Source organism: Burkholderia sp. 9120 (assembly GCF_000745015.1).
Classification (GTDB): domain Bacteria; phylum Pseudomonadota; class Gammaproteobacteria; order Burkholderiales; family Burkholderiaceae; genus Paraburkholderia.
This window is the reverse complement of the sequence record NZ_JQNA01000002.1, coordinates 2,461,026-2,485,405: the sequence shown is the minus strand read 5'-3', so window position 1 is coordinate 2,485,405 and position 24,380 is coordinate 2,461,026. Positions and strand designations below refer to the sequence as shown.

The 24,380-nt window shown below is 63.4% G+C and carries 21 protein-coding genes and 1 tRNA gene; 15 read left to right on the top strand and 7 right to left on the bottom strand.

The window, feature by feature from the left end; genetic code table 11:
* Nucleotides 1-94: 94 nt before the first annotated feature.
* From rsmB to FA94_RS19200, 10 genes are all read left to right on the top strand, one after another.
* Nucleotides 95-1,534, top strand: a complete 1,440-nt coding sequence (rsmB, locus tag FA94_RS19245; protein WP_035554129.1) for a 16S rRNA (cytosine(967)-C(5))-methyltransferase RsmB — start codon at nucleotides 95-97, stop codon at nucleotides 1,532-1,534.
* Nucleotides 1,531-2,130 carry a DUF4390 domain-containing protein gene (locus tag FA94_RS19240; protein ID WP_035554128.1) on the top strand — a complete coding sequence of 200 codons (600 nt, stop codon included), beginning with the start codon at nucleotides 1,531-1,533 and terminating at the stop codon, nucleotides 2,128-2,130. The genes rsmB and FA94_RS19240 overlap by 4 nt, the downstream gene beginning before the upstream one ends.
* On the top strand, nucleotides 2,120-4,534 hold the full coding sequence (locus tag FA94_RS19235) for a sensor histidine kinase (protein ID WP_035554127.1): 2,415 nt from the start codon (nucleotides 2,120-2,122) through the stop codon (nucleotides 4,532-4,534). The genes FA94_RS19240 and FA94_RS19235 overlap by 11 nt, the downstream gene beginning before the upstream one ends.
* Complete coding sequence (esaR, locus tag FA94_RS19230) at nucleotides 4,535-5,224, top strand: response regulator transcription factor EsaR (protein WP_035554125.1); 690 nt, start codon at nucleotides 4,535-4,537, stop codon at nucleotides 5,222-5,224.
* A gap of 96 nt (nucleotides 5,225-5,320) precedes the next feature.
* Nucleotides 5,321-5,396: transfer RNA gene (locus tag FA94_RS19225), tRNA-Phe, on the top strand.
* A gap of 393 nt (nucleotides 5,397-5,789) precedes the next feature.
* Nucleotides 5,790-6,524, top strand: coding sequence for a 7-cyano-7-deazaguanine synthase QueC (gene queC / locus FA94_RS19220; protein WP_035554124.1), 735 nt, complete (start codon nucleotides 5,790-5,792; stop codon nucleotides 6,522-6,524).
* A gap of 136 nt (nucleotides 6,525-6,660) precedes the next feature.
* Entirely contained in the window at nucleotides 6,661-7,293 is a 633-nt protein-coding gene (gene queE / locus FA94_RS19215) for a 7-carboxy-7-deazaguanine synthase (protein WP_035554123.1), read from the top strand.
* Nucleotides 7,294-7,302: 9 nt separating this feature from the next.
* Nucleotides 7,303-7,746: a 6-carboxytetrahydropterin synthase QueD gene (gene queD / locus FA94_RS19210; protein ID WP_105511731.1), complete on the top strand. Its 444-nt coding sequence runs from the start codon at nucleotides 7,303-7,305 to the stop codon at nucleotides 7,744-7,746.
* A 254-nt stretch (nucleotides 7,747-8,000) separates the two neighbouring features.
* On the top strand, nucleotides 8,001-8,783 hold the full coding sequence (locus FA94_RS19205; RefSeq protein WP_035554121.1) for an HpcH/HpaI aldolase family protein: 783 nt from the start codon (nucleotides 8,001-8,003) through the stop codon (nucleotides 8,781-8,783).
* Nucleotides 8,780-9,493, top strand: coding sequence for a tetratricopeptide repeat protein (locus FA94_RS19200; protein WP_035554119.1), 714 nt, complete (start codon nucleotides 8,780-8,782; stop codon nucleotides 9,491-9,493). The genes FA94_RS19205 and FA94_RS19200 overlap by 4 nt, the downstream gene beginning before the upstream one ends.
* A 90-nt stretch (nucleotides 9,494-9,583) precedes the next feature.
* On the opposite strand, the gene rodA is transcribed toward FA94_RS19200, so the two are convergent.
* The 5 genes from rodA to FA94_RS19175 all read right to left on the bottom strand — a co-directional run bounded on the left by rodA (nucleotide 9,584) and on the right by FA94_RS19175 (nucleotide 16,069).
* Nucleotides 9,584-10,732, bottom strand: a complete 1,149-nt coding sequence (rodA, locus tag FA94_RS19195; RefSeq protein ID WP_035554118.1) for a rod shape-determining protein RodA — start codon at nucleotides 10,730-10,732, stop codon at nucleotides 9,584-9,586.
* Between the two features lie 10 nt (nucleotides 10,733-10,742).
* A complete protein-coding gene (mrdA, locus tag FA94_RS19190; RefSeq protein WP_035554117.1) occupies nucleotides 10,743-13,088 on the bottom strand; it encodes a penicillin-binding protein 2 in 2,346 nt (781 codons plus the stop codon).
* Between the two features lie 145 nt (nucleotides 13,089-13,233).
* Nucleotides 13,234-13,746, bottom strand: coding sequence for a rod shape-determining protein MreD (mreD, locus tag FA94_RS19185; protein WP_035554115.1), 513 nt, complete (start codon nucleotides 13,744-13,746; stop codon nucleotides 13,234-13,236).
* Complete coding sequence (mreC, locus tag FA94_RS19180; protein WP_035554114.1) at nucleotides 13,743-14,870, bottom strand: rod shape-determining protein MreC; 1,128 nt, start codon at nucleotides 14,868-14,870, stop codon at nucleotides 13,743-13,745. Before mreC ends, mreD begins: the two co-directional genes overlap by 4 nt.
* Nucleotides 14,871-15,025: 155 nt before the next feature.
* Nucleotides 15,026-16,069 (bottom strand): rod shape-determining protein, encoded by a 1,044-nt coding sequence (locus FA94_RS19175; RefSeq protein WP_004189550.1) that lies wholly within the window; start codon nucleotides 16,067-16,069, stop codon nucleotides 15,026-15,028.
* A gap of 377 nt (nucleotides 16,070-16,446) precedes the next feature.
* Here FA94_RS19175 and gatC point away from each other — a divergent pair, with 377 nt between their 5' ends.
* From gatC to FA94_RS19150, 5 genes are all read left to right on the top strand, one after another.
* A complete protein-coding gene (gatC, locus tag FA94_RS19170; protein WP_035554113.1) occupies nucleotides 16,447-16,746 on the top strand; it encodes an Asp-tRNA(Asn)/Glu-tRNA(Gln) amidotransferase subunit GatC in 300 nt (99 codons plus the stop codon).
* 72 nt (nucleotides 16,747-16,818) lie between these two features.
* On the top strand, nucleotides 16,819-18,306 hold the full coding sequence (gene gatA, locus FA94_RS19165) for an Asp-tRNA(Asn)/Glu-tRNA(Gln) amidotransferase subunit GatA (RefSeq protein ID WP_035554111.1): 1,488 nt from the start codon (nucleotides 16,819-16,821) through the stop codon (nucleotides 18,304-18,306).
* 5 nt (nucleotides 18,307-18,311) lie between these two features.
* Nucleotides 18,312-19,787 carry an Asp-tRNA(Asn)/Glu-tRNA(Gln) amidotransferase subunit GatB gene (gatB, locus tag FA94_RS19160; protein ID WP_035554110.1) on the top strand — a complete coding sequence of 492 codons (1,476 nt, stop codon included), beginning with the start codon at nucleotides 18,312-18,314 and terminating at the stop codon, nucleotides 19,785-19,787.
* Nucleotides 19,788-19,936: 149 nt separating this feature from the next.
* The gene (locus tag FA94_RS19155) at nucleotides 19,937-20,776 is read left to right on the top strand and encodes a PPK2 family polyphosphate kinase (RefSeq protein WP_035554107.1); all 840 of its coding nucleotides are present in this window, start codon (nucleotides 19,937-19,939) and stop codon (nucleotides 20,774-20,776) included.
* 61 nt (nucleotides 20,777-20,837) lie between these two features.
* Nucleotides 20,838-21,617: an exodeoxyribonuclease III gene (locus FA94_RS19150; RefSeq protein WP_035554106.1), complete on the top strand. Its 780-nt coding sequence runs from the start codon at nucleotides 20,838-20,840 to the stop codon at nucleotides 21,615-21,617.
* A 9-nt stretch (nucleotides 21,618-21,626) separates the two neighbouring features.
* Here FA94_RS19150 and FA94_RS19145 read toward each other — a convergent pair whose 3' ends face one another.
* Together FA94_RS19145 and FA94_RS19135 are read right to left on the bottom strand one after the other, a co-directional pair.
* Nucleotides 21,627-22,952, bottom strand: a complete 1,326-nt coding sequence (locus FA94_RS19145; RefSeq protein ID WP_502690849.1) for a M48 family metallopeptidase — start codon at nucleotides 22,950-22,952, stop codon at nucleotides 21,627-21,629.
* A 20-nt stretch (nucleotides 22,953-22,972) separates the two neighbouring features.
* Nucleotides 22,973-24,367, bottom strand: coding sequence for an AmpG family muropeptide MFS transporter (locus FA94_RS19135; RefSeq protein WP_035554103.1), 1,395 nt, complete (start codon nucleotides 24,365-24,367; stop codon nucleotides 22,973-22,975).
* Between the last annotated feature and the right edge of the window lie 13 nt (nucleotides 24,368-24,380).

The window sequence follows — 24,380 nt, the reverse complement described above, 5'->3', positions numbered from 1 at the left end:
GCGAGCGCTGCGAGCACCGGGCGCCGCGCCTCGCCACGCTACAATGAGTGTTGTTTGCGTCGCGCGTACCGTGCGGCCTGTCTTTGCCTTCTTCATGACCCCAAAGCCTTCTTCGCGTTCTGCTTCCCCATCGACGCGACCGCGCGAATCCCGTTTGTCGCTGCTGCACCTTGCGCCCGAATCGCTCGCGTTCGCGCTCGACTGCGCGGGCCAGGCGGTCGGCGCCGTGCGTCTCGGCGCGGCTTTGCCGGCCGCGCTGCAAGCCGTCTTCGTCTCCGCGCCTGAAGGCACTGCCGCCGCCGCGCGCGGCGCGGTGCAGGACATCGCGTACCGCACGATGCGGCGTCTCGCCACCGCCGAGTGGCTGATCGCGAAGCTGGTGAAGAAAGCGCCGCCGCCGCACGTCGGTCATGTGCTTGCCTGCGCGCTCGCGCTACTCGTCGACGACGAAGCGAGCGCCGCGTACACGCCGTTCACGGTGGTCGATCAGGCGGTCGGCGCCATCAGCGCGCGGCGTGAATTCGCATTTGCCAAGGGGCTCGTCAACGCGGTGCTGCGCAGTTTCCTGCGTGAGCGCGAGTCCCTGCTCGCCGCTGCGCAAGCCGACGAAGTGGCCCGCTGGAACTACCCGTCGTGGTGGATCGACGCGGTGAAACGCGCCTGGCCGGATGCCTGGCAGGCGGTGCTCGCCGCCGGCAACACGCAAGGGCCGCTCACCTTGCGCGTGAACGCCCGTCACTCGACGGTCGACGCCTATCTGCAAGTGCTGCAGAACCATCACATTTCCGCGAGCAAAGCCGGCGACTATGCCGTCAAGCTCGCCACGCCGATGCCGGTAGACCGCATTCCCGGCTTTAGCGAGGGCATCGTTTCGGTGCAGGACGCCGGCGCGCAACTCGCCGCACCGCTGCTCGGCGTGCGCGACGGCATGCGCGTGCTCGACGCCTGCGCGGCGCCTGGCGGCAAGACCGGTCATCTGCTCGAACTCGCCAATCTCCAGCTCATCGCGCTCGAAAGCGATGCGTCGCGCGCGCGGCGTATCGGCGAAAACTTGCAGCGGCTAAAGCTCGAAGCGGAAGTGCGTATCGGCGACGCCGGCGCACCCGCGCAGTGGCATGACGACCTCGACCAGCCGTTCGACCGCATTCTCGCCGACGTGCCGTGCTCGGCGTCGGGCATCGTGCGGCGTCATCCGGACATTCGCTGGCTGCGTCGCGCGTCGGATATTCCCGCGCTGGTCGCGGAACAACGCCGTATTCTCGACGCGCTGTGGCCGCTCGTGAAAACTGGCGGCGAGTTGCTTTACGTTACGTGTTCGATCTTCCCCGAAGAAGGCGAGTTGCAGGCGCAGTGGTTTGGAGACAAGTACCAGGATGCGGTACGATTGGACGCGCCGGGGCAACTTCTCCCTTCAGTCGCCCGCGCGCCCGCCGACACCTCGGCCGGTTCCCTTGCCGGACAACTCGTTGAAGAGCGCGCCGGCGCGAACTCAGACCACGACGGATTTTTCTACGCGCGCTTTCAGAAACGGTGACCATCAAACGCTTCTTCCCGCTTCGGCTCGCTGCCGTGCTCTGGATCGCGCTGGCCGTCTGGCTTGCCGCACCGGGCGCGGCGCACGCCGACCCGATCGCGGTGCAGCGCGCGTCGCTGCAATCGGACAACACCGGCTGGAATCTCGACGCGCGTTTCGACTTCGACCTGAACAGCAATCTCGAAGACGCGGTCAATAAAGGCATTCCGCTTTACTTCACGACCGACTTCGAATTAAGCCGGCCGCGCTGGTACTGGTTCGACGAGCAGCCGGTCAGCGTGTCGCAAAGCATTCGCCTGTCGTTCCAGCCGCTCACGCGTGAATACCGTGTATCGAGCGTGTCGTCCGGCGGCTTGCAGCTCGGCTTCCAGACCTTGAAAGATGCGCTCGCGGTGATCAAGCACATCACGTCGTGGCATGTGATCGACCGCAACGACGTGCACGCCGGCGAGACGTACAACGCGTCGGTGCGTATGCAACTCGACATCGCGCTGATGCCCAAGCCGTTCCAGATCGACGCGGTGAACAACCGCGACTGGAGCCTTTCATCCGAGTGGAAGCGTTTTACCTTCACGGTGACCGAACGTGCTAAATAAAGTGCGCCAAACCACCAGTGTCAGCAGCATCGTCGTGCGCGTGCTGGTGTCGACGGTCGCGGTTACGGCCGTGCTGTTGCTCGTGCTGCTCGCCGCCGCCAGCGCGAACACCGAATTCTTCGACCGCTATTACCAGTGGCTGTACGCGGCCAACCTCGTGGTCGCGATGATCTTTCTGCTGGTGGTGGCGACGCTCGTCATCATCATCATCGCGCGGCTGAGAAAGGGTAAGTTCGGCACCCGGCTACTGGCCAAACTCGCGTTCTTCATGGCGCTGGTCGGCGTGGTGCCGGGCGGGATCATTTACGTGGTCTCGTATCAGTTCGTGTCGCGCAGTATCGAATCGTGGTTCGACGTGAATGTCGAAACCGCGCTGACATCAGGCCTGAATCTCGGGCGCGGCATGCTCGACGCGTCGCTGTCCGATCTGCAGACCAAGGGGCGCCTGATGTCCGAGCAGATTGCCAGCGCGGATGCCGCCGGCACCACGCTCACGCTGCTGCGCTTGCGCGATCAGTTCGGCGTGCAGGACGCGACGATCGTCGAACCTACACGCAGCATGTCGGGCGCAACGCCGGACATGCACGTCGTCGCGCAGGCCTCGAGCAATTACGCGACGCTGGTGCCGAACGATCTGCCCACACCGTTGATGATCGATCAGGCGCGCGGTCGCGGCTATGCGGCGATTGAAGGCGAAGTCGACGGCGATCCCAACGAGCATGGCAGCAAGGGCGCTTTGCGGCTGCGCATCGTGCAGCGCATTCCCGATTCGAGTGCCGCGCTGCTGCAGCCCACCGAACGTTTCCTGCAACTCACGCAGCCGGTGTCGCCCACGCTCGCGCGTAATGCGGATGCGGTGCAGCGCGCCTATCGCGAGTATCAGGAGAAGGCGCTCGGCCGCACCGGTCTGCGCAAGATGTATATCGGCACGCTGACGCTCGCGCTGTTCCTCGCCACGTTCATCGCGATGATGCTGGCGTTGGCACTCGGCAATCAGTTGGCACGGCCGTTGTTCCTGCTCGCGCAGGGCACGAAGGAAGTGACCGAGGGCGACTACACGCCGAAGCGCGAAATCAAGTCGCGCGACGAGCTGGGCTTTCTCACGCAGTCGTTCAACGCGATGACGCGGCAGTTGTCGGAAGCGCGCGCAGCAGTCGAGAACAATCGGATCGCGCTAGAGCATTCCAAGGCGTATCTGGAGAGCATTCTCGCGAACCTGACCGCTGGCGTGTTCGTGTTCGACCGGCAATTCAGGCTTACCACCGCGAATCGCGGCGCCGAGCGGATTTTCCGTCAGCCGTTCCAGGCGACCATGGGTTCCGCGCTCGATCAGATCGGCGTGTTGAGCGAATTCGGCGGCATGGTGCGCAAGGCGTTCGCCGATCGCGAAGCGGCCAGCGGCGACGGTCACGACGACCGCGGTCATTGGCAGCAGCAGTTCTCGATTCAGGTGCCGGGCGAAACCGAACCGTTGACCTTGCTGGTGCGCGGCGCGCGTCTCGTCTCCGCCACCGACCGCGACGCCGAAGACATGCAGACCTCGGGCTACGTGGTCGTGTTCGACGATATCTCCGACGTGATCTCCGCCCAGCGATCGATCGCATGGGGCGAAGTCGCGCGGCGCCTCGCGCACGAGATCAAGAATCCGCTCACGCCGATCCAGCTCTCCGCCGAGCGTTTGCAGATGAAGCTCGCGGACAAGCTGTCGCCGTCGGATGCAGACGTGTTGAAGCGCGGCGCGACCACGATCGTCAACCAGGTCGCCGCGATGAAGCAGATGGTCGACAATTTCCGCGACTACGCGCGCACGCCGCCGGCGGTGCTCGCGCATTTGCAGTTGAACGAACTGGTCAGCGAAGTGCTGACGCTGTACGGTATCGAAGAAGGCAAGGGCGCGATCCAGGTGGAGCTCGCAACTTTGCCGGCGATCCGCGGCGACGCGACGCAATTGCGCCAGGTGATTCACAACCTGCTGCAGAACGCGCAGGATGCGGTAGCCGAACTCGAGCATCCACGTGTCTTGCTCGAAACGAGGACAGTAGAATACGGAGACCCCGACGCGGAAGGCAAAGTCCATGTCGCGGTGCGTCTGACCGTGTCGGATAACGGACCGGGCTTCCCCGCGCGTATCCTCACACGGGCATTCGAACCTTACGTGACGACCAAGGCCAAAGGTACGGGTCTGGGTCTTGCGATGGTCAAGAAGATCGTCGACGAACACGGCGCGCGCATCGACATTCGCAATCGCATGAAAGCGGGCGACGTGATCGAAGGCGCGCAGATATCGATCCTCTTCCTTCAGTTGGCAGACGACGCCGCGGCGCCCGGAGCCGGGCCGCGTCCGGCGCACGGTGGTGCGTCGCAGGGAAAGACAAAAGCAACAGTGCAGACAAGGGCAGCGTAAATGGCAACCATCCTGGTGGTAGATGATGAAATGGGCATCCGGGAATTGCTCTCGGAGATCCTGAGCGACGAAGGGCATGTCGTGGAGGCCGCGGAAAACGCGCAGGAAGCGCGCGAATTCCGTTTGCGTCAGGCGCCGGATCTGGTGCTGCTCGACATCTGGATGCCCGACACCGACGGCGTGACCTTGCTCAAGGAATGGGCCGCGCAAGGTCAGTTGACCATGCCGGTGATCATGATGTCCGGTCACGCCACGATCGATACCGCAGTCGAAGCGACCAAGATCGGCGCACTCAATTTTCTCGAGAAGCCGATCGCGTTGCAGAAGCTGCTGAAGGCGGTCGAGCAGGGCCTCGCGCGCGGCAATGCAGCGGGTGCGCCGGGCGGTGCGGCGGCCAAACCGGCGCTGCCGGTCAGTGCGTCGGCGGTGGCCTCGGCGGCCGCGTTGCCGATGCTCTCCACCGACGGCATGGGCAGCGGCGCGCTGGCTGCGCAAACCGCCTCGATCTCGTTCGACATTCCGCTGCGCGACGCACGCGACGCGTTCGAGCGCGCGTACTTCGAGTATCACCTCGCGCGTGAGAACGGCAGCATGACGCGCGTCGCGGAGAAGACCGGGCTCGAGCGTACGCACCTGTATCGCAAGCTCAAGCAGCTCGGCGTCGATCTCGGCAAGAACAAAGGCGAATGAATCCCGCGCGCGGCGCGATAAACGCGATCCGTGTAGATTTTTTCGAGAAGGGGCTTGCCCTGCTGCTGACCCTTTGATATTATTTCGTTCTTCGTTGGCCCGGTAGCTCAGTTGGTAGAGCAGCGGATTGAAAATCCGCGTGTCGATGGTTCGATTCCGTCCCAGGCCACCAGGATTCAGCCCCAGGAAATCGCAAGATTCCTGGGGCTTTTCCTTTTCTGACGGGCACTCGTTGCTTCGGCCTGCCGCTCCGATGCACCGGCAGGCGCGCGGCGAGGTTTGGCATCGCGTGATAAAATCGCGCCAGTTCAAGGACTTGCACGATCAGTGCGTCGCGTGGATCGCGGCCTGACTGCCGCGCGGCCGAGCCGCCAACGCAAAGCCGACACCCGCCGAATCCTTCGCCCGACGATTAACGGTATAAGCGCCCAGCGACTCTGCATGCGGAAGGCGCCGCCTATACTGCTTTGGGCCGGCAACAGTGCCGGCACGCGTCGCGCCGCGTTGCTTGCATGGCGCACCTCGCGCAGCGCGACGTGGCACTCATCATTCACGGAGTTTCACGGTGATCCGCAAAGACGCTAAACGTAGCGCTCTGGTGCTGTTTTCCGGCGGCCAGGATTCCGCCACGTGCCTCGCCTGGGCACTCGAACGCTACGACACGGTCGAGACGCTCGGCTTCGATTACGGTCAGCGGCATCGCGTCGAGCTCGAATGCCGGGAAGGATTTCGCGACGCTGTCATGCGCGCATTTCCGGCATGGGCCGACCGCCTCGGCGACGATCACATGATCGACCTGTCGGTGCTCGGTTCGATCAGCGATACCGCCATGACGCGCGAGATCGAGATCGAAGCCACGGCCAACGGCTTGCCGAACACGTTCGTGCCGGGCCGCAATCTGATGTTCATGACCATCGCCGCGGCCATTGCTTATCGGCGCGGTTTGCAAGTGCTGGTGGGCGGCATGTGCGAGACGGATTTCTCGGGCTATCCCGATTGCCGCGACGACACGATGAAGGCGTTGCAGGTCGCGTTGAACCTCGGTATGGACACGCGTTTCCTGCTCGAAACGCCGTTGATGTGGCTCGACAAGGCCGACACATGGCGCCTCGCGCATGAGCTGGGCGGTGACGAACTGGTCGAGCTGGTGCGCGTCGAAACGCATACCTGCTACGTCGGCGAACGCTCCGAATTGCACGCGTGGGGTTTCGGCTGTGGCGAGTGCCCGGCGTGCCGTCTGCGCAAGCGTGGGTATGAAGCGTATCTGTCTGGCGAGAAGGTCACCGAGCCGCCGGTTTGATACGTTGATGTCGATGGCTTGAGGGTCGGCGCGTCGGCAGCACGACGCGCCAACGCCAAGGTAGCACCCAGCATCGCAGTGACGCAGCACCGCAATTCAGGCAACCATTTTCAGGAACACAAAGGCAGAAAGCAGCATGACGTACGCGGTCAAGGAAATCTTCTACACATTGCAAGGCGAGGGCGCGAATGCCGGGCGTCCGGCCGTGTTCTGCCGGTTCGCCGGCTGCAATCTGTGGTCGGGTCGCGAAGAAGATCGCGCTGACGCGGTGTGCCGCTTCTGCGATACGGATTTTGTCGGCACGGATGGCGAGAACGGCGGCAAGTACCGCACGCCTGAAGAGCTGGTGCAGATGATCGCGTCACAATGGCCGGAAGGTGAAGGCGAGCGTTTCGTGGTGTGCACGGGCGGCGAGCCGATGCTGCAGATCGATCCGCCGCTGGTCGATGCGCTGCATGCCGCCGGCTTCGAAATCGCCATTGAAACCAACGGCTCGCTGCCGGTGCTCGAGACGATCGACTGGATCTGCGTGAGCCCGAAGGCCGACGCGCCGCTCGTCGTGACCAAAGGCAACGAACTGAAGGTCGTGATTCCACAGGACAACCAGCGCTTGTCCGACTACGCGAAGCTCGACTTCGAGTATTTCCTCGTCCAGCCGATGGACGGTCCGTCGCGCGATCTCAACACGAAGCTCGCGATCGACTGGTGCAAACGCCATCCGCAATGGCGCCTGTCGATGCAGACCCACAAGTATCTGAACATTCCCTGATTTGCCGTGCTGACGATTACACGAAAACTCGAATTCGACGCGGGTCACCGCATCCCCGACCACCGCAGCCAGTGCCGTAATCTGCACGGCCATCGCTATGTGCTCGAAATCACGCTGCAAGGCGATCTGGTCGACACCGAAGGCGCGCCCGATCGCGGCATGGTGATGGACTTCGCCGACGTGAAGTCGCTCGCCAACGAGCATCTGGTCGACAAGTGGGACCACGCGTTCCTGGTCTTCGAAGGCGACACGCAAGTGCGCGGCTTTCTGGAAACCATGGCCGGTCATAAGACCGTGGTGCTCGACCGCATTCCCACGGTGGAAAATCTGGCCGCCGTCGCGTTTAACATCCTTGCGAACGTCTACGACGCGCACTACGGCGTGAACCTGCGGCTGCACAAGCTGCGTCTGTACGAGACGCCGAATTGCTGGGCCGACGTGGTCCGCGACTGATCGCGCCGGGGCGCCTTCGTCCTGAAGGAAGTCCCTATTAGGGACGCCCCAACCCTCCCGTTATTGTCACGGTATGATCGCTCCGATAACCACACGGAGCGAGACATGCCGGTCACCGCATTGCGTCGCAACAGGCTTGCAGGCCATCCGCGCCTGAACGCAAGCCCCGGTCTTTCTCTGGCCCACACGGCCAGCATGCCGTCCCGCGTTTCAGGCGAGGTGTCCGATCACCGTCGACGCCATGGAGCACGGCGATGAGCACCTTCACCAATCCCCTCAAGCAACGTCTGAAGGAAACCGATCCGCTGTTCGGCTTATGGCTGTCGCTTGGTAGCGACGCCGCCGCCGAAGCGCTCGCGCACGCCGGCTACGACTGGTTGCTGATCGACATGGAGCATTCGCCGAACGACAGCGGCGACGTCGCGTCGCAATTGCGCGCGATCGCCGCCGCGCATCTGCCGAGCGAGCCGGTGGTGCGGGTGCCCGCCAGCGAGGCATGGCTCGTCAAACGCGTGCTGGATGCCGGCGCGCGCACGCTCATGTTCCCGAATATCGAATCCGCCGACGAGGCCGCGCACGCCGTGCGTCTCACCCAATATCCGACCGCCGATGCGCTCGACGGTCAGCGCGGCGTCGCCGGCGTGGTGCGCGCGGCGGGCTACGGCATGCGTCGCGATTACGTGCAGACGGCCAACGCGCAGATCGCGACCATCGTGCAGATCGAGTCGGCGCGCGGCTTGCAGGAAGTGGAAAAGATCGCGGCGACGCCGGGCGTCGATTGTCTGTTCGTCGGGCCGGCCGATCTGGCCGCGAGCCTCGGTCATCTCGGCGATTCGAAGCACGGCGACGTGCAAGCGGCGATGGCGCGTATCGTCAGCGCCGCGGACAAAGCCGGCATTGCGACCGGTATTTTCTCTATGGACGTCGCGAGTGCGAAGCAGCATCGCGATGCGGGTTTTCGATTTATCGCTCTGGCCGCCGACGTCATCTGGATGTTGCGCGCGACTCGCCAGGCGCTGCAGGAGGTGAGGTCATGAAGGGGAAGGTGCAAGGCGTCGTCGTGAAATGGGCAGTGAGCGCGGCGTTGATCATGAGTGGCGCGGTGAGCGTGACGGCCTATGCGGCGGACGGCGCCGTGAAGTCGAGCGATCCGGAGACGCAGACCGCGGTGGCCGATTACAACGCCGGCAATCTCGGCGCGGCGCTGACCGAGTTCCGCAAGGCCGCGGAGCGCGGCAGCCGGCTCGCCGAATTCAACTACGCGATGATGCTGCTCAACGGCGAAGGCACCACAGCCAATGTCGATGAAGGCAAGAAATGGCTCCGCAAAGCCGCCGACGCCAACATGTCGCACGCGCAATACGTGTACGGCAAGATGTACGACGATGGCGAGTTCGTCGGACGCGATCCGGTCGAAGCGCACCGCTGGTTCCTGAAAGCGGCGCAGCAGGGACACGTGCAGGCGGAGCTGGCGCTGGCTAACCAGTTCCTCGATGGCCGCGGCACCGAGCGCGACAACAAGCAGGCGTTCGTCTGGTACAAGAAGGCGGCGCAAGGGGGCGACATGACCGCGCAATACGTGGCCGGCTCGTTCTATGAGCGCGGCGGCGATGGCGTGGAGAAGAATCTGAACGTGGCGCGCGCGTATTACGCAGCGGCGGCGGCGCAAGGCGATCCGGCGGCGCGGCTCAAGTATCAGCAGCTGAGCGCGCAGTTGCGGGATCAGAAGGAAGTGAAACCGCAGTAACAACTGAGGCGGTAAAAACAGAAGGGGCGCAGTTCAATGTGAACTGCGCCCCTTCTGTTTTCTCAATCGACGTCGCCTGAAAAAGCGCCGCTAACTCTGCATCAAACGTTTCTGCCGCGCGATGCTCATGATGAGGCCGATCGCGACCCCCAGCGTGGTCAGTGCGGTGCCGCCGTAACTCATGAACGGCAACGGCACGCCGACCACCGGCAGGATACCGCTGACCATGCCGATATTGACGAACGCATAGGTGAAGAACGCCATGGTCAGCGAGCCCGCGAGTAATCGCCCGAACAGCGTCGCGCCATTGGCCGCGATATACAGCCCGCGCGCTATCAGCAGCATGTAAAGCGTGAGCAGCACGACGCCGCCCGCCAGGCCGAACTCCTCCGAAAACACCGCGAAGATAAAGTCGGTGTGCTTCTCGGGGATGAACTCCAGATGCGCCTGCGTGCCCTTCAGCCAGCCTTTGCCGAGCGGTCCGCCGGAGCCGATCGCAATCACCGCCTGGATCGTGTGGAAGCCCTTGCCGAGCGGATCGGAAGTCGGATCGAGCAGCGTACAGATGCGGTGCTTCTGATAATCGTGCATCAGCGGCCATTGCACTTCGGGCTGACAGATCTTGTCCTGGAACGTCGCGATCGCGGCGACCGCGATCACCCCTGCCACCAGCACCGGCACGATCAGCTTGAAACTCAGGCCCGCGAAGTAAATCACGAAGAAACCGGCCGCGAACACCAGCACGGCGGTGCCGAGGTCGGGCTGCTTGGCGATCAGACCGACCGGCACCGCGAGGATCACGAAGCCGACCAGGTAGTCGTACCAGCGCATCACGCCTTCGCGGCGCTGGTAGTACCAGGCGAGCATTAGCGGTGTCGCGATTTTGAGGATTTCCGACGGCTGGATCACTACGCCGACGTTGATCCAGCGCTTCGCGCCTTTACGCGTGAGACCGAACATCGCGACCGCAACGAGTAACGCGATCCCGAACGTATAGAGCGGAACCGCGAAGCGCAGCAGCGTGGTGGGTGGCACATTGGCGAGCCCCCACATCAGCACGAACGTCAGCAGGATGTTGCGCAACTGGTCTTCCACGCGACCGGGGACGTCGAGGCTCGCGCTGTACAGCGTCACGATGCCGACGCACAGCAGCAGGAACACGATCAACGCGAGCGGGCGGTCGAAGCCCGCGAACATCTGCTTGATGCGGTCGAGCCAGGCGCGCTTGTCGAATTGCATGCCTTTCTCCTTACTCGTCGATGCCGCCGGCAACCGGCTGGCGTGGCGACGTGGCTTCAATGCCGTCATCCCGCGACGGCGCGGCGGCGGTCGGCGCCGGCTCGCTGGCGGGGCGGGGCTTATGCGGGGCGCTTGGCTTGCGCGGCGCCGGATTTTTTGTGGCGGTCGAGGTGGACGTAGAGGCTGAAGCTGAAGCCCCCTTGGCGGCCGTCGCTGTACCGCCAGCGCCAGCGCCAGCACCAGCAGCAGGCGCCGACGCCGCTGCCGCTGCGGAAGCCGCCTCAGCCGCCGAGGCAGCAGCCGCCGCCGAAGCCGCACCGGGAATCGGCAACGCCGTAAAGCCCGCGGCGATCTTGACCGGCTGCACGGCGGGTTCCTCGGAAGCCGGTGCCCCACCCACGACCGGCGCGGATGCATCCTGCGTTGCCGACGCCGCTGCGGCAATCGCCGCCGCCTGAGCGCCCGGCTTGTTCTTGCCGACGAGGTAGTAGTCGAGCACCTTGCGCGCGATCGGACCGGCTGATTCCGCGCCCCAGCCACCGTTTTCGACGATCAGCGCGAGCGCGATCTTGGGGTTGTCGACCGGCGCGAAAGCGATGAACAGCGCGTGGTCGCGCAGGTGCTCGGCGATCGCGTGCCCCTTGTAGTTCGCGCCTTGCAGCGAGTAGACCTGGGCCGTGCCGGTCTTGCCGGCTGCTTGATACGGCGCGCCGATAAACAGTTTCGACGCCGTTCCGTTGGTGACCACTTCTGCCATGGCGTGCTTGATGAAGTCGATGTCCGCCTGCTTGACGGCGATCTTGTCGCTCGGATCGCGCACCACGGCACGAGTCTCTTTGGTGATCGGATTTTCGATGTCGCGCACGAGGTGTGGCTTCATCACGACGCCGTTGTTCGCGAGCGTCGCCGTGGCATGCGCGAGCTGCAGAATGGTGAACGAGTTGTAGCCCTGACCGATGCCGAGACTGATCGTTTCGCCTTCGTACCAGCGCTGCTGCTCGGGCTTGTGGTACGCCTTGCGCTTCCAGTCCGTTGAAGGCAGGATGCCGCGCGCTTCGCCGGAAATGTCGATGCCGGTGATCTGGCCGAAGCCCCACGGCTTCATGAAGTTGGCGATGTTGTTGACGCCGAGGTCGTGCGCGAGCATGTAGAAATACGTGTCGTTCGACACGACGATCGCGCGGTTCATGTCGACCCAGCCCTGACCGGAGCGCACGTCGTTGCGGAACGTATGGCCGCCGAACGTGTACGAACCCGGATCCTGGAAGCCCCAGCCCGTCGTGCGCTTGTGCAGCGTCAGCGCGGCGAGCGCCATGAACGGCTTATACGTCGAACCCGGCGGATAAGTACCGTGCAGCGGACGGTTCAGGAGCGGGTGATCCGGCGAATTGTTCAGGTCGTCCCACGTCTGCTGGTCGATACCGTCGACAAACGAATTCGGATCGAAGCTCGGCGCCGAGACGAACGCGAGCACGTCGCCGGTAGCCGGCTCGATCGCGACCAGCGCGCCGCGGCGACCCGCGAACGCCTGCTCGGCGACCTGCTGCAAGCCGATATCCAGCGACAGTTCGAGGTTGTTGCCGGGCGTGGCCTGCGTGCGCGACAAGGTGCGCACCGGCCGGCCGCCGGCGGTCACTTCTACTTCTTCGAAACCGGTCTGGCCGTGCAGCTCGGTTTCATAACTCTGCTCGACGCCGATCTTGCCGATGTAGTCGGTGCCCTTGTAGTTGTTCGCGTCCAGACGCGGATCGTAGTGGTCCGGATCGCTGTCGTTCTGGTCGCTGGCGTCGTCGATACGATCCTGGTCGCGCTGCGAAATCCGCCCGATGTAGCCGATCACGTGCGCGGCGGTCGGCCCGAGCGGATATTGGCGGAACAGCCGCGCGCGCACTTCCACGCCTGGAAAGCGGAAACGCTGCGCGGTGAAGCGCGCGACTTCGTCGTCGGTCAGGCGGGTGCGGATCGGCAGGCTCTCGAAGTTCTTCGAGTCTTCCTGCAGCTTCTTGAAGCGGCGGCGATCGCGGGCATCGATCGAAACGACCGTAGCCAGGTTGTCGATCACGTTTTCGATCGAGTCGTTGAGTTTCGACGGCGTCAGTTCGAGCGTGTAGGCCGAGTAGTTCTTGGCCAGCACCACGCCGTTACGATCGGTGATGATGCCGCGGTTCGGCACGATCGGCGCGACGGAAATGCGGTTTTCATCGGCCTGCAGCGAGTATTTGCTGTAGTGCCAGACCTGCAGGTACAGGAAGCGGACGCCGATCAGCCCGAAGCAGACGAACACGAACAGGCCCGCCGCCGCGACGCGCAGGCGGAACTTCGAGAGCTGTTGCTGAGTGTCCTTGAATTCGGTCATGCGATTCTGCAAAAGGCCGGGTGACGGCCATCATGAGTGTGCGCCTGATCCGGCCGGAACCGGGAGGCATGAACAGCGATGCGCGTCGAGCGGGCCGGCGGTGGGGGTCCATTCCAATGGAACCGCCGGCAGGCTCGAAGCATGGTCAAATCGGCCGGGTGTCGTCCGGATCGGCCGGGCGACGCTGCGGCATCAGCAGCAGCATGCTGGCGATGGGCCACAGCGCGGCTTCGACGAAACCGTCGATCAGATAACCCCAACCCGGAAACGCCGCGCCCGTCAGCAGACGGATCACGAACGGCACCAGTTGCGCGACCACCAGCAACGGCATGACCGCGAAGGTCTGCACGCCGAGCGACATCCACAGCACCCGGCGGTGGATCGTAATCGCCCCATACGACAACAACGTATACGCCAGCGCGTGCTCGCCGAGCAGGCTGGCGTTATGCACGTCCATCAGCAAACCGAGGAAAAACGCGATGCCCATGCCGACCTTGCGCGGCTGGTGCACGTTCCAGAACAGCAGCACGAGCGCGACGAAATCCGGCACGCCGATGAGGCGCCCCCACGGCATCAGATTCAGCAGGAACGCCGCGGCGAGGCTGAAGGAGATGAAGTACGGATTGACCGGCTGCAGGATGTATTGCGGACGGTTCATGGCTGCGCCCCCGGCGTGGCTTGCGGCCTCGCGTTCTTGTCAGCCGCCGGCTTCTTTTCTGCGGCGGATTTTTTCTCCGCGGCGGTGGATTTGGCCGGGGCTTTCTCAGCGGACCTGGCAGCGGCCGGTTTGTCGGCCGCAGCTTTTTCGCCTGCGGGTTTGTCACTCGACTTGGCCGGTGCCGATTTGTCCGCTGCGGTCTTGCCGTCTGCCGGTTTGCTGCCCTTCTTCGCCTTGGCGTCTTTGGCGATGGTGGCTGCATCGGGTTCTTCAGCCGGACGCGGCGGCACATTGTTCAGGTAGTGCAGCACCAGCAGTTGCCGCGCGCCGCGCACCGGTGCGATCGGCAGACAGATCACGCGCGCGAACGCCGTATCGGCCTGCTTGTCGACGCGTACCACCTTGGCAACCGGCAGTCCCGGCGGATACGTGCCGTCGAGTCCGCTGGTGACGAGTTCGTCGCCGGTTTGCACGTCGGCGCTGATCGGCACGAAGCGCAGGTCGAGCGTGTCGCCCTTCGGCGTGCCGTAGATCACGCTACGCAAACCCGTGCGCACGATCTGCACGGGTACGGCCTGATCCTTGTCGGTGAGCAGCGTCACTTCGGCTTGCAGCGGGAACACGCGGGTGACCTGACCGATCACGCCGTCTTCGTTGACGACCGGTGAACCGTTCTGAATGCCTTGCTGCGCGCCACGGCCGATCACCACTTTCTGCGTGAACGGGTCGCGCGTGTCGTACTGGATTTCGGCGGGCAGCGATTCGGTGGCCGAGCGCTGCGACAGTTGCAGCAGCGCGCGCAAATGGGCGTTTTCGGCAGCCAGTCCGGCGGCCGTATTGGCTTGCTGCGAGAGTTGCAGATCTTTGGTGCGCAGCTTGTCGTTCTCGCTGCGCAGTGTGGCGCTGGTCACGGCCAGGTCGGCGGCGCCCATGAAGACGTCACGCGGCACAAGCGCCGCGCGTTGCAACGGATAAAGACCCGCGCCGAGCACGCCGCGAACGATTTCGAGCGTTTTGAAGCGTGCGTCGGAGATCAGCAGGGCCAGCGCCAGCACGACGAAAAACACCAGTCGGGCGAGGGCGGATGGGCCTTGCTTGAACAGGGGCGGCGGACTGTATTCCATGGTCGGCGCCGGGGGCGTGAGCGGTTGGGTGAGACGGCGGCGCGCGAGGAACGCGCGTTCAGCGCGCGGAGGCTGGGTGACCCAGCCAATGGCAAACCGGCCCGCAAGGGGCCGTGTGCCAGATCCGCGCTACTGACATGGAGACGGGCTCTCGCTTACTCGTACGAGAAGATGCTGCCCAGCTTGTCCATGCGTTCGAGCGCCATGCCCGAGCCGCGCACAACGCAGGTCAGCGGGTCTTCGGCGACGAGCACCGGCAGGCCGGTTTCTTCGGCGAGCAGGCGGTCCAGGTCGCGCAGCAGTGCACCACCGCCCGTGAGCATCATGCCGCGTTCGGCGATGTCCGCGCCCAGTTCCGGCGGAGTTTGTTCGAGCGCGATCTTCACCGACGACACGATCTGGTTCAGCGGATCGGTGAGGGCTTCGAGAATTTCGTTGCTGGAGATGGTGAAGCTGCGCGGAATGCCTTCCGACAGATTGCGGCCCTTTACTTCCATTTCCTTGACTTCGGAACCCGGGAAGGCGGAGCCGATTTCCTTCTTGATCGCTTCAGCGGTTTGTTCGCCGATCAGCATGCCGTAGTTGCGGCGGATGTAGTTGACGATAGCTTCGTCGAACTTGTCGCCACCAACGCGCACCGAGCCTTTGTACACGATGCCGCCCAGCGAGATCACGCCGACTTCGGTCGTGCCGCCGCCAATGTCGACGACCATCGAGCCGGTCGCTTCCGACACCGGCAGGCCGGCGCCGATAGCGGCAGCCATGGGTTCTTCGATCAGATAAACCTGCGAAGCGCCTGCACCGTGCGCCGCTTCTTTAATCGCGCGACGCTCGACCTGGGTCGAACCGCACGGCACGCAGATGATGATGCGCGGCGACGGCGAGAACATACGCGATTCGTGAGCGGTCTTGATGAACTGCTTGATCATCTGCTCGGTGACCGTGAAATCGGCGATCACGCCGTCTTTCATGGGGCGGATCGCCTCGATGTTGCCCGGCACCTTGCCAAGCATCTGCTTGGCTTCCTTACCGACTGCCTGAATAGTTTTCTTACCGTTGGGACCGCCTTCCTGGCGGATTGAAACCACCGACGGTTCGTCGAGAACGATACCCTTGCCACGCATGTAGATGAGCGTGTTGGCAGTGCCAAGGTCAATCGCCAGATCGTTGGAGAAGTAGCTGCGCAGAAAACCGAACATTCAAAATCCTGTCTCGCTTGGGGCCGGGCCTCGCAACGTATGCGTAGGGCGGCAGCGGAAAAAATAACAGCTTCAACCGGGCGGAAGCGGCGCCACAGGAACTTGAAGCTGCGAGGGAGTCTACCGGAGGCCGTTGCAAAGCCAGGTTGGAAATCCGAACGATCTTGTGGGAATTGTTCGAAAGGCCTTGGTAAGTCGGTCCGGGTTTGGGTCGAACGCGTAATGATACCTTATAATTTTGGATGTTTTGAAGGAAACGGACGGCACATTTTGCCGCCGCTGACCCCTTTTTCGAGGTCTTCCTCCAGCGTCGTAACCCGCTGTCGCAGCATTGTTTTTCCTTGCGGCGGCGTTCCACCACATTTTCCGGTGACTGCATGGCTCTGACCCTGACCGATGTTAAACGCATCGCGCACCTTGCGCGGCTCGAACTGGCTGATGCCGACGCTGAGCACACGCTCGTCCAGCTCAATGATTTTTTCGGCCTCGTCGAGCAGATGCAGGCGGTCGATACCACCGGCATCGCGCCGCTGGCCCATCCGATCGAGCAGATCGAAGACGTCGCGCTGCGTCTGCGCAATGACGCGGTGACCGAAACGGTCGAACGCGACGCTTTCCAGCGCCCGGCGCCGGCGGTGCAAGACGGCTTGTACCTCGTGCCGAAGGTGATCGAGTAAGACCCGCGCAGCGGGCTCGAATGCCTCCACGGCAGCGCGACTGCGCTGCCGCGCTCTTCAGGATAAAACGCAATGCATGAAAAAAGTCTGACCGAACTGCGTGCCGCACTGGCGGCCAAGGAATGCTCCGCAGTCGAACTGGCGCAGTTGTATCTGAAGCGGATCGACGCGGCCAATAGCCTGAACGCGTTCATCCAGGTCGATCCCGATCTGACGCTCGCGCAGGCGAAAGCCGCCGACGCGCTGCTGCACACCGGCCACGCCGGCCCGCTGGTCGGCCTGCCGATCGCGCATAAAGACGTGTTCGTGACCAAGGGCTGGCGCTCCACGGCCGGCTCGAAGATGCTGTCGAACTACGAAAGCCCGTTCGATGCAACGGTGGTCGCGCGTTTGCAGAACGCCGGCATGGTGTGCGTGGGCAAGACCAATATGGACGAGTTCGCGATGGGCTCGTCCAACGAGAATTCGTACTTTGGTCCCGTGCAGAATCCGTGGGATGTTAAGGCCGTGCCCGGCGGTTCGTCGGGTGGTTCGGCGGCGGCGGTTGCCGCGCGTCTCGCGCCCGCGGCAACCGGCACGGACACGGGTGGCTCGATCCGTCAGCCGGCGTCGTTCTCCGGCATTACCGGCATCAAGCCGACGTACGGCCGCGTGTCGCGTTACGGCATGATCGCGTTCGCGTCGTCGCTGGATCAGGGCGGCCCGATGGCGCGTAGCGCCGCGGATTGCGCGACGTTGCTCAACGCCATGGCCGGCTTCGACGAGCGCGATTCGACCAGCCTCGTGCGCGACGACGAAGACTACACGCGCTACCTCGGCCAGTCGTGGCAAGAAGGCAGCGCCGGCAAGCCGCTCGCCGGTTTGCGCATCGGCCTGCCGAAGGAATACTTCGGCGCGGGTCTGGCCGACGACGTACGCGCCTCGATCGACGCCGCGTTGAAGCAATACGAAGCGCTCGGCGCCACGCTGGTTGAAGTGTCGCTGCCGAAAACCGAGTTGTCGATCCCGGTCTACTACGTGATCGCGCCGGCAGAAGCTTCGTCGAACCTGTCGCGTTTCGACGGCGTGCGCTTCGGCCATCGCGCCGCGGAGTATCGCGATCTGCAAGACATGTACAAGAAGTCGCGTGCCGAAGGTTTCGGCCCGGAAGTGAAGCGCCGCATTCTGGTCGGCGCGTACGTGCTGTCGCATGGTTATTACGACGCGTACTACCTGCAGGCGCAAAAGATTCGCCGCATCATCGCGCAAGACTTCCAGGAAGCGTTCAAGCAGTGCGATGTGATCATGGGACCGGTCGCGCCGTCGGTGGCATGGGACCTCGGCGCGAAGGGCGACGATCCGGTGCAGATGTATCTGGCCGACATCTACACGCTGTCGGTGAGCCTCGCCGGTTTGCCGGGCATGAGCGTGCCGTGCGGTTTCGGCGCGGGCGCGAATGCGCAGCGTCCGGTGGGTTTGCAGATCATCGGCAACTATTTCAATGAAGCCCGGATGCTGCAGGTGGCCGACGCGTTCCAACGCGCGACCGACTGGCATCGTCAAGCACCGGCAGGAGTGTGAGCAGCATGACCAAGCAATGGGAAGTCGTGATCGGTCTGGAGACCCACACGCAACTGTCGACGCAATCGAAGATTTTCTCCGGCTCGCCCACGCAGTTCGGCGCCGAGCCGAACACGCAAGCCAGCCCTGTCGATCTGGCGTTGCCGGGCACGTTGCCGGTAATGAACCGCGGCGCAGTGGAGCGTGCGATTCAATTCGGTCTCGCGATCGGCGCGACGGTGGCGCCGCGCAGCATCTTCGCGCGTAAGAATTATTTCTACCCCGATCTGCCGAAGGGCTATCAGATCAGCCAGTACGAAATCCCCGTCGTGCAGGGTGGTCAGGTGACGATTCAGGTTCCGGCCAACGAAAAGACCGGCAAGGAAGCGTACGAGAAGGTCGTCAACCTGACGCGCGCTCACCTCGAGGAAGACGCGGGCAAGTCGTTGCACGAAGACTTCGCGGGCATGACCGGCATCGATCTGAATCGCGCGGGCACGCCGCTGCTCGAAATCGTCACCGAGCCGGAAATGCGCAGCGCGGCTGAAGCGGTCGCGTACGCCAAGACGCTGCACACGCTCGTCACGTGGCTCGGTATCTGCGACGGCAACATGCAGGAAGGTTCGTTCCGTTGCGACGCGAACGTGTCGGTGCGCCCGGTCGGTCAGGTGGAATTCGGCACGCGTGCCGAGATCAAGAACCTGAACTCGTTCCGCTTCCTCGAAGAAGCGATCCAGTACGAAGTGCGCCGTCAGATCGAACTGATCGAAGACGGCGGCACGGTGGTGCAGGAAACGCGTCTGTATGACTCGGACAAGCGCGAAACGCGCTCCATGCGCAGCAAGGAAGACGCGCACGACTACCGCTATTTCCCCGATCCGGATCTGATGCCGCTCATGATCGACGCCGCATGGATCGAGCGCGTGAAGAGTGAGATGACGGAGCTGCCGGAAGCAATTCAACAGCGCTTCGTGTCGCAATACGGTTTGACGCCGTACGACGCGAACGTGCTGACGTCGAGCAAGGCGATGGCCGCGTATTACGAGGCGGTGGTCGTCAAGCTCGGCCCGGCGCACGCGAAGGTCGCGGCGAACTGGCTGATGGGCGAAGTGTCGTCGCAACTGAATCGCGAAGCGCTGGATATCGCGTCGAGCCCGGTGTCGGCCGCGCAACTCGCGCTGCTGCTGCAACGCATTGCCGACGGCACGATCTCGAACAAGATCGCCAAGGAAATTTTCGTCGCGATCTGGGAAGAGAAAGCGACTGACGAAATCGCCGCCGACCGCATCATCGAGTCGAAAGGCTTGAAGCAGATTTCGGACAGCGGCGCGCTGGAAGCGATTCTCGACGAAGTGCTCGCCGCGAATCCGAAGTCGGTCGAAGAATTTCGCGCCGGCAAGGAAAAGGCGTTCAACGCGCTGATCGGCCAGGCGATGAAAGCGACCAAGGGCAAGGCCAATCCGGCGCAGGTGAATGAACTGCTGAAGAAGAAGCTGTCCTGAGTTGAATTTCAGTTGACCAGAATCGGCTTGGGCTTCGCGCTTGAGCCACCGCGGGCCGTTGCCGGAAACGAAAGTGGGGCAACGGCCCGTTTCATTTTTGCGGGCGCCGTTTTTGCCAGCCCGCTGAACGCAGATCACGGAGTGTGTGGATGGCGAAGCAACCCGAACTCGACGATTTCCGCGTGCCGTTTTTCGAAGACGGCAAGAAGAACAGCAAGTTCTCGCTCGACGCTTTCGACCCGGCATCCAAGCCGTTTTCGACCGGCTCGAAAGACTCGGACAAGGCGCGTTTGTCGGAGATCGGCGAGAAGCTCGACCAGCAGCAGGAGCGTCTGCACTCGCAACAGAAGCGTCGCGTGCTGCTGGTTTTGCAAGGCATGGACACGAGCGGCAAGGACGGTACGATCCGCGCGGTGTTTCACGAAGTCGATCCGCTTGGGCTGCGCATCGTGCCGTTCAAGGCGCCGACGCCTGTGGAACTCGCGCACGATTTTCTCTGGCGCGTGCATTCGCAAGCGCCTGCCGCCGGCGAGCTGACCATCTTCAACCGTAGTCACTACGAAGACCTGCTGGTGCCGACTGTGCTCGGCACGCTCGACGCGAAAGCGTTCGAGACGCGTTGCCTCCACATTCGCCAGTTCGAAGCGTTGCTGGCGGATAGCGGCACGACGATCATCAAGTGCATGCTGCACATTTCGAAAGACGAGCAGCGCACGCGTCTGCAGGCGCGTATCGACGATCCGAGCAAGCACTGGAAATTCGACGTGTCCGACCTCGAAGCGCGCAAGCAGTGGGACGCTTATCAGTCCGCGTATCGCGACGCATTGGCCGCGACCTCGACGGATTACGCGCCGTGGTATGTGATTCCGGCCGACTCGAAGACGCATCGCAATGTGATGGTCGCGGAGTTGCTATTGCGTACCTTCGAAACGCTGCAGCTCGACTATCCGCCGCCCAAGGAATCGCTGAAGGGCGTCAAGGTCGAGTGACCTTGCGCGTTGGCTGGCGCCTGAAGGCATCTCAAACGAATCGAACACAAAAAGGAACGACATGTTGCGTGTGATTACCGCCAACCTGAACGGCATCCGCTCAGCGGCGAAGAAGGGCTTTTTCGACTGGTTCGGCGAACAGAAAGCCGACGTGCTGTGCGTGCAGGAAATCAAATGCTCGCAGGACGACATGACGCCGGAATTCATGGCCCCGCACAATTTCACCGGCTATTTCCAGCATGCGGTGAAGAAGGGTTATAGCGGTGCGGGCGTGTACACGCGGCAGGAACCGGACGAAGTGATTATCGGTTTCGGCAGCGAGGAATTCGATCCGGAAGGGCGCTATGTCGAACTGCGTTTCGGCACGCTCTCGGTGATCTCGGTGTATGTGCCGTCGGGTTCGAGCGGTGAGGAGCGTCAGCAGGCCAAGTTCCGCTTCATGGCCGAGTTCATGCCGCATCTCGCGGAACTGGCGAAAGAGCGCGAAGTGATCGTGTGCGGCGACGTGAACATCGTCCACAAGGAAATCGACATCAAGAACTGGAAGAGCAACCAGAAGAACTCGGGCTGCCTGCCGGAAGAGCGCGCGTGGCTCGACAAGCTGTTCGACGAAGTGGGTTACGTCGACGTGTTCCGCACGCTCGATCAGCGGCCCGAGCAGTACACGTGGTGGAGCAATCGCGGTCAGGCGTACGCAAAGAACGTGGGGTGGCGGATCGATTATCAGATCGCGACGCAAGGCATTGCGAGCAAGGCGAAACGCACCGACGTGTTCCGCGATATCAAGTTCAGCGACCACGCGCCGCTGACGGTCGACTACGACCACAAGGTCAAGAAGTAACGCAGCGCGTCACTTGGTCGAATCAACTCCGTCGCGCGGCATTTTGCGCCGTGGGCGGCCCATGCCGGCGTAGTCCGGCAGCGCATCGACAGTCTTGCCGATCGCCTTCGCGTACAGCGGCAGCATATCCGGCAAGCGTTTGATGATGTCCTGGCGGCGCGCCGGCGTGTACGGATGCACGTAGATGAAGCCCTGGTTGCGGTTGCTTTGCGTCACTTGCGCCAGCTTGTCCCATAGCGTGACCGCCGCGCGTGGATCGTAACCGGCGCGTGAGGCGATATCGCTGCCAATCACGTCGGCTTCGGTTTCGTCGGTGTTCGCGTACTTCATTTCCAGCAGGCGCGAGCCGATGCCGAGCGGCGCGGCACCGAGATCGGCGAGGCCGAATAGCTGCGAAATCGTGCCCGACGAATCGAGCTGGCTGGCCTGCAACTGGCCGAGACGCTCGCGGGCATGTTCGCGCAACGCATGCGCGATCTCGTGGCCGATCAGCATGCCGAGTTCGTTGTCGTTCAGGTGAGCGCGGTCGAGCAGTCCACCGTACACGACGATCTTGCCGCCCGGCAGACAGTACATGCGGATATCGGGCGAACGCACCACCGCCACTTCCCACTTCCAGTTCTTCGCCCGCTCGTTCCATTTGAGCGAATAGGGAATCAGCTTGTCGACGATCGAGCGCACGCGTACGACGTGCGCGTCAGTGTCGCCGTACAGACGGTTCGCGTGCTCCGCGCCGTAGGCGATCTGGCTGAATTCTTCGGCGGCTTGCGCCTCGAGTACCGGCGACGGGATCAGGTTGCGGAACACCATGTAGCCGCCGTAACGCAACTGCGGGCTCGAACTGTACGAGCCGGTGGCGGTGGTGGCGGGCATAGCGGCGACGGCGGGCGCTTTCGCGGCGGCTGCGGCCGGTGCTGGTGTCGACGTGGCTGCGGGTGTGCGCGCGGTGACGGGCGGCGCGGACTGGGGCGATGACTGCGCCGACGGGTTCGGTGTGGCGGCAGCGGCTGCGCTGCCCGCGTTGGCAGCGCTAGTCGCGCTATTTGCGCTCGGCGCTGCGGATGTCGCGCTTTCAGGACTGATCGCGCCCGCAGCAGACTTGCCTGTCGGTGCGGCAGTGGCGGCCGCTGCAGGCGTTGGCGTTGACGACGTTGCCGTTGCGCTGGGCGCGCTATTGGCGACCGCCGGCATGGCTGTCGCGTAGGCACTCAGCGGCATCGCCGTTGTCGCCATGCTTGCACAGATGAACGTCAACGATGCACGCAACACTGCGCCGCGGACCCTGCGCGCAGGCGTGCGAGGCGCGCGGCCGTTAGCTGAACTGAGGCCGATCACCCGCCTCGAAAAACGCGCCGTCACGACTTGGTTCTCCACGGCGCGATGCGCAACAGCAGCAGCATGCCGGGCAGTGCGAGCACGGTACAGACGAGGAAATAATCGAACCAGCCGATCTTCGCGACCACATAACCGCTCGCCGCCGACGCCAGCGTGCGCGGCACCGAAGCGAGACTCGTGAACAGCGCGAACTGCGTAGCGGTGTAGCGCGGGTCGGTGGTGCTGGCGATATAGGCGGTGAATGCCGCCATCGTCAGTCCGGTGGCAAAGGTTTCGAGGCCGTAGACGAGCGCCAGCGCGACCGAGCGCGGCTCGAGCTGCACGGCCCAGTCGATGCCCACCAGCGCCAGTAGTTTCGTCGTCCCTTGACTCACCCACACGGCGATGTCGTAAATCGCGGTGAGACCGGGCGAAGCCGGCCCGAGATGCGCAAGCCACGCAAAGCCGAGCGTCGACACCATCTGCAGAATGCCGAAGATCCACAGGCCGCGGCCAATGCCGATCTTCATCAGCCAGATCCCGCCGACGATCCCGCCCGCGAGACTCGCGCCGAATGCGGTGGTCTTCGCGATCACGCCGATCTGCGTGCGCGAAAAGCCGATATCGAGGAAGAACGACGTGGACAGCGTGGTCGCCATCGTGTCGCCGAGCTTGTACAGAAAGATGAAGCCGAGCACGAACAGCGCGCCGCGCCAGCCGTCGCGCTGAATGAATTCGCGGAACGGCTGCACGATCGCTTCGCGCAGATTCCTGGGCGGCGTGCCGTGCACTTCAGGCTCGCGAACCACCAGCGTCATGACCATGCCCGGCAGCATGAACGCCGCAGTCACCATGAACACGGTGGTCCACGGCAGATGGTCGGACAGGATCAATGCAAGCGAACCGGGCACCAGCGCGGCGATCTTGTACGCGTTCACGTGCACCGCGTTGCCGAGACCTTGTTGCGTGTCGCTCAGCAATTCACGCCGGTAGGCGTCGATCACGATGTCCTGGCTCGCGCCGAAAAACGCGACCAGTGCCGTCAGCGCGGCCACCGTCCAGATCGAATCGCGCGGCGACACAAACCCTAAACACGCAATCGCGCCGGCGACCAGAATCTGCGTGACCAGCATCCAGCCGCGCCGTCTGCCCGGCCGCCAGCCGGGAAAACGCGGCACGTAGCGGTCCATCAGCGGCGCCCAGACGAATTTCCAGGTGTACGGGAACTGGATCAGCGCAAACAGGCCGATTTCCTTCAGATTGACGCCTTCGGAGCGTAACCACGCCTGCACCAGATAGACGAGCGTGAACAGCGGCAATCCCGACGTAAAGCCGAGAAAGACGCAGATCAGCATGCGCGTATTCAGAAACGCGCGCCAGCCGGGATGTTCTTCGTGAGCGGTAAGTGCAGGCGCCTCATGCGGCGGGTTCGACATGTGGATAACTTGG

What these genes read in the sequence shown, in the direction of transcription:
- gatC (WP_035554113.1), top strand. Translation starts at nt 16,447, where the DNA reads ATGGCTCTGACCCTGACCGATGTTAAACGCATCGCGCACCTTGCGCGG.
- queE (WP_035554123.1), top strand. Translation starts at nt 6,661, where the DNA reads ATGACGTACGCGGTCAAGGAAATCTTCTACACATTGCAAGGCGAGGGC.
- rodA (WP_035554118.1), bottom strand. Translation starts at nt 10,732, where the DNA reads ATGCAATTCGACAAGCGCGCCTGGCTCGACCGCATCAAGCAGATGTTC.
- FA94_RS19200 (WP_035554119.1), top strand. Translation starts at nt 8,780, where the DNA reads ATGAAGGGGAAGGTGCAAGGCGTCGTCGTGAAATGGGCAGTGAGCGCG.
- FA94_RS19155 (WP_035554107.1), top strand. Translation starts at nt 19,937, where the DNA reads ATGGCGAAGCAACCCGAACTCGACGATTTCCGCGTGCCGTTTTTCGAA.
- FA94_RS19205 (WP_035554121.1), top strand. Translation starts at nt 8,001, where the DNA reads ATGAGCACCTTCACCAATCCCCTCAAGCAACGTCTGAAGGAAACCGAT.
- mreC (WP_035554114.1), bottom strand. Translation starts at nt 14,870, where the DNA reads ATGGAATACAGTCCGCCGCCCCTGTTCAAGCAAGGCCCATCCGCCCTC.
- FA94_RS19175 (WP_004189550.1), bottom strand. Translation starts at nt 16,069, where the DNA reads ATGTTCGGTTTTCTGCGCAGCTACTTCTCCAACGATCTGGCGATTGAC.
- FA94_RS19150 (WP_035554106.1), top strand. Translation starts at nt 20,838, where the DNA reads ATGTTGCGTGTGATTACCGCCAACCTGAACGGCATCCGCTCAGCGGCG.
- rsmB (WP_035554129.1), top strand. Translation starts at nt 95, where the DNA reads ATGACCCCAAAGCCTTCTTCGCGTTCTGCTTCCCCATCGACGCGACCG.
- mreD (WP_035554115.1), bottom strand. Translation starts at nt 13,746, where the DNA reads ATGAACCGTCCGCAATACATCCTGCAGCCGGTCAATCCGTACTTCATC.
- gatA (WP_035554111.1), top strand. Translation starts at nt 16,819, where the DNA reads ATGCATGAAAAAAGTCTGACCGAACTGCGTGCCGCACTGGCGGCCAAG.
- gatB (WP_035554110.1), top strand. Translation starts at nt 18,312, where the DNA reads ATGACCAAGCAATGGGAAGTCGTGATCGGTCTGGAGACCCACACGCAA.
- mrdA (WP_035554117.1), bottom strand. Translation starts at nt 13,088, where the DNA reads ATGACCGAATTCAAGGACACTCAGCAACAGCTCTCGAAGTTCCGCCTG.
- FA94_RS19135 (WP_035554103.1), bottom strand. Translation starts at nt 24,367, where the DNA reads ATGTCGAACCCGCCGCATGAGGCGCCTGCACTTACCGCTCACGAAGAA.
- esaR (WP_035554125.1), top strand. Translation starts at nt 4,535, where the DNA reads ATGGCAACCATCCTGGTGGTAGATGATGAAATGGGCATCCGGGAATTG.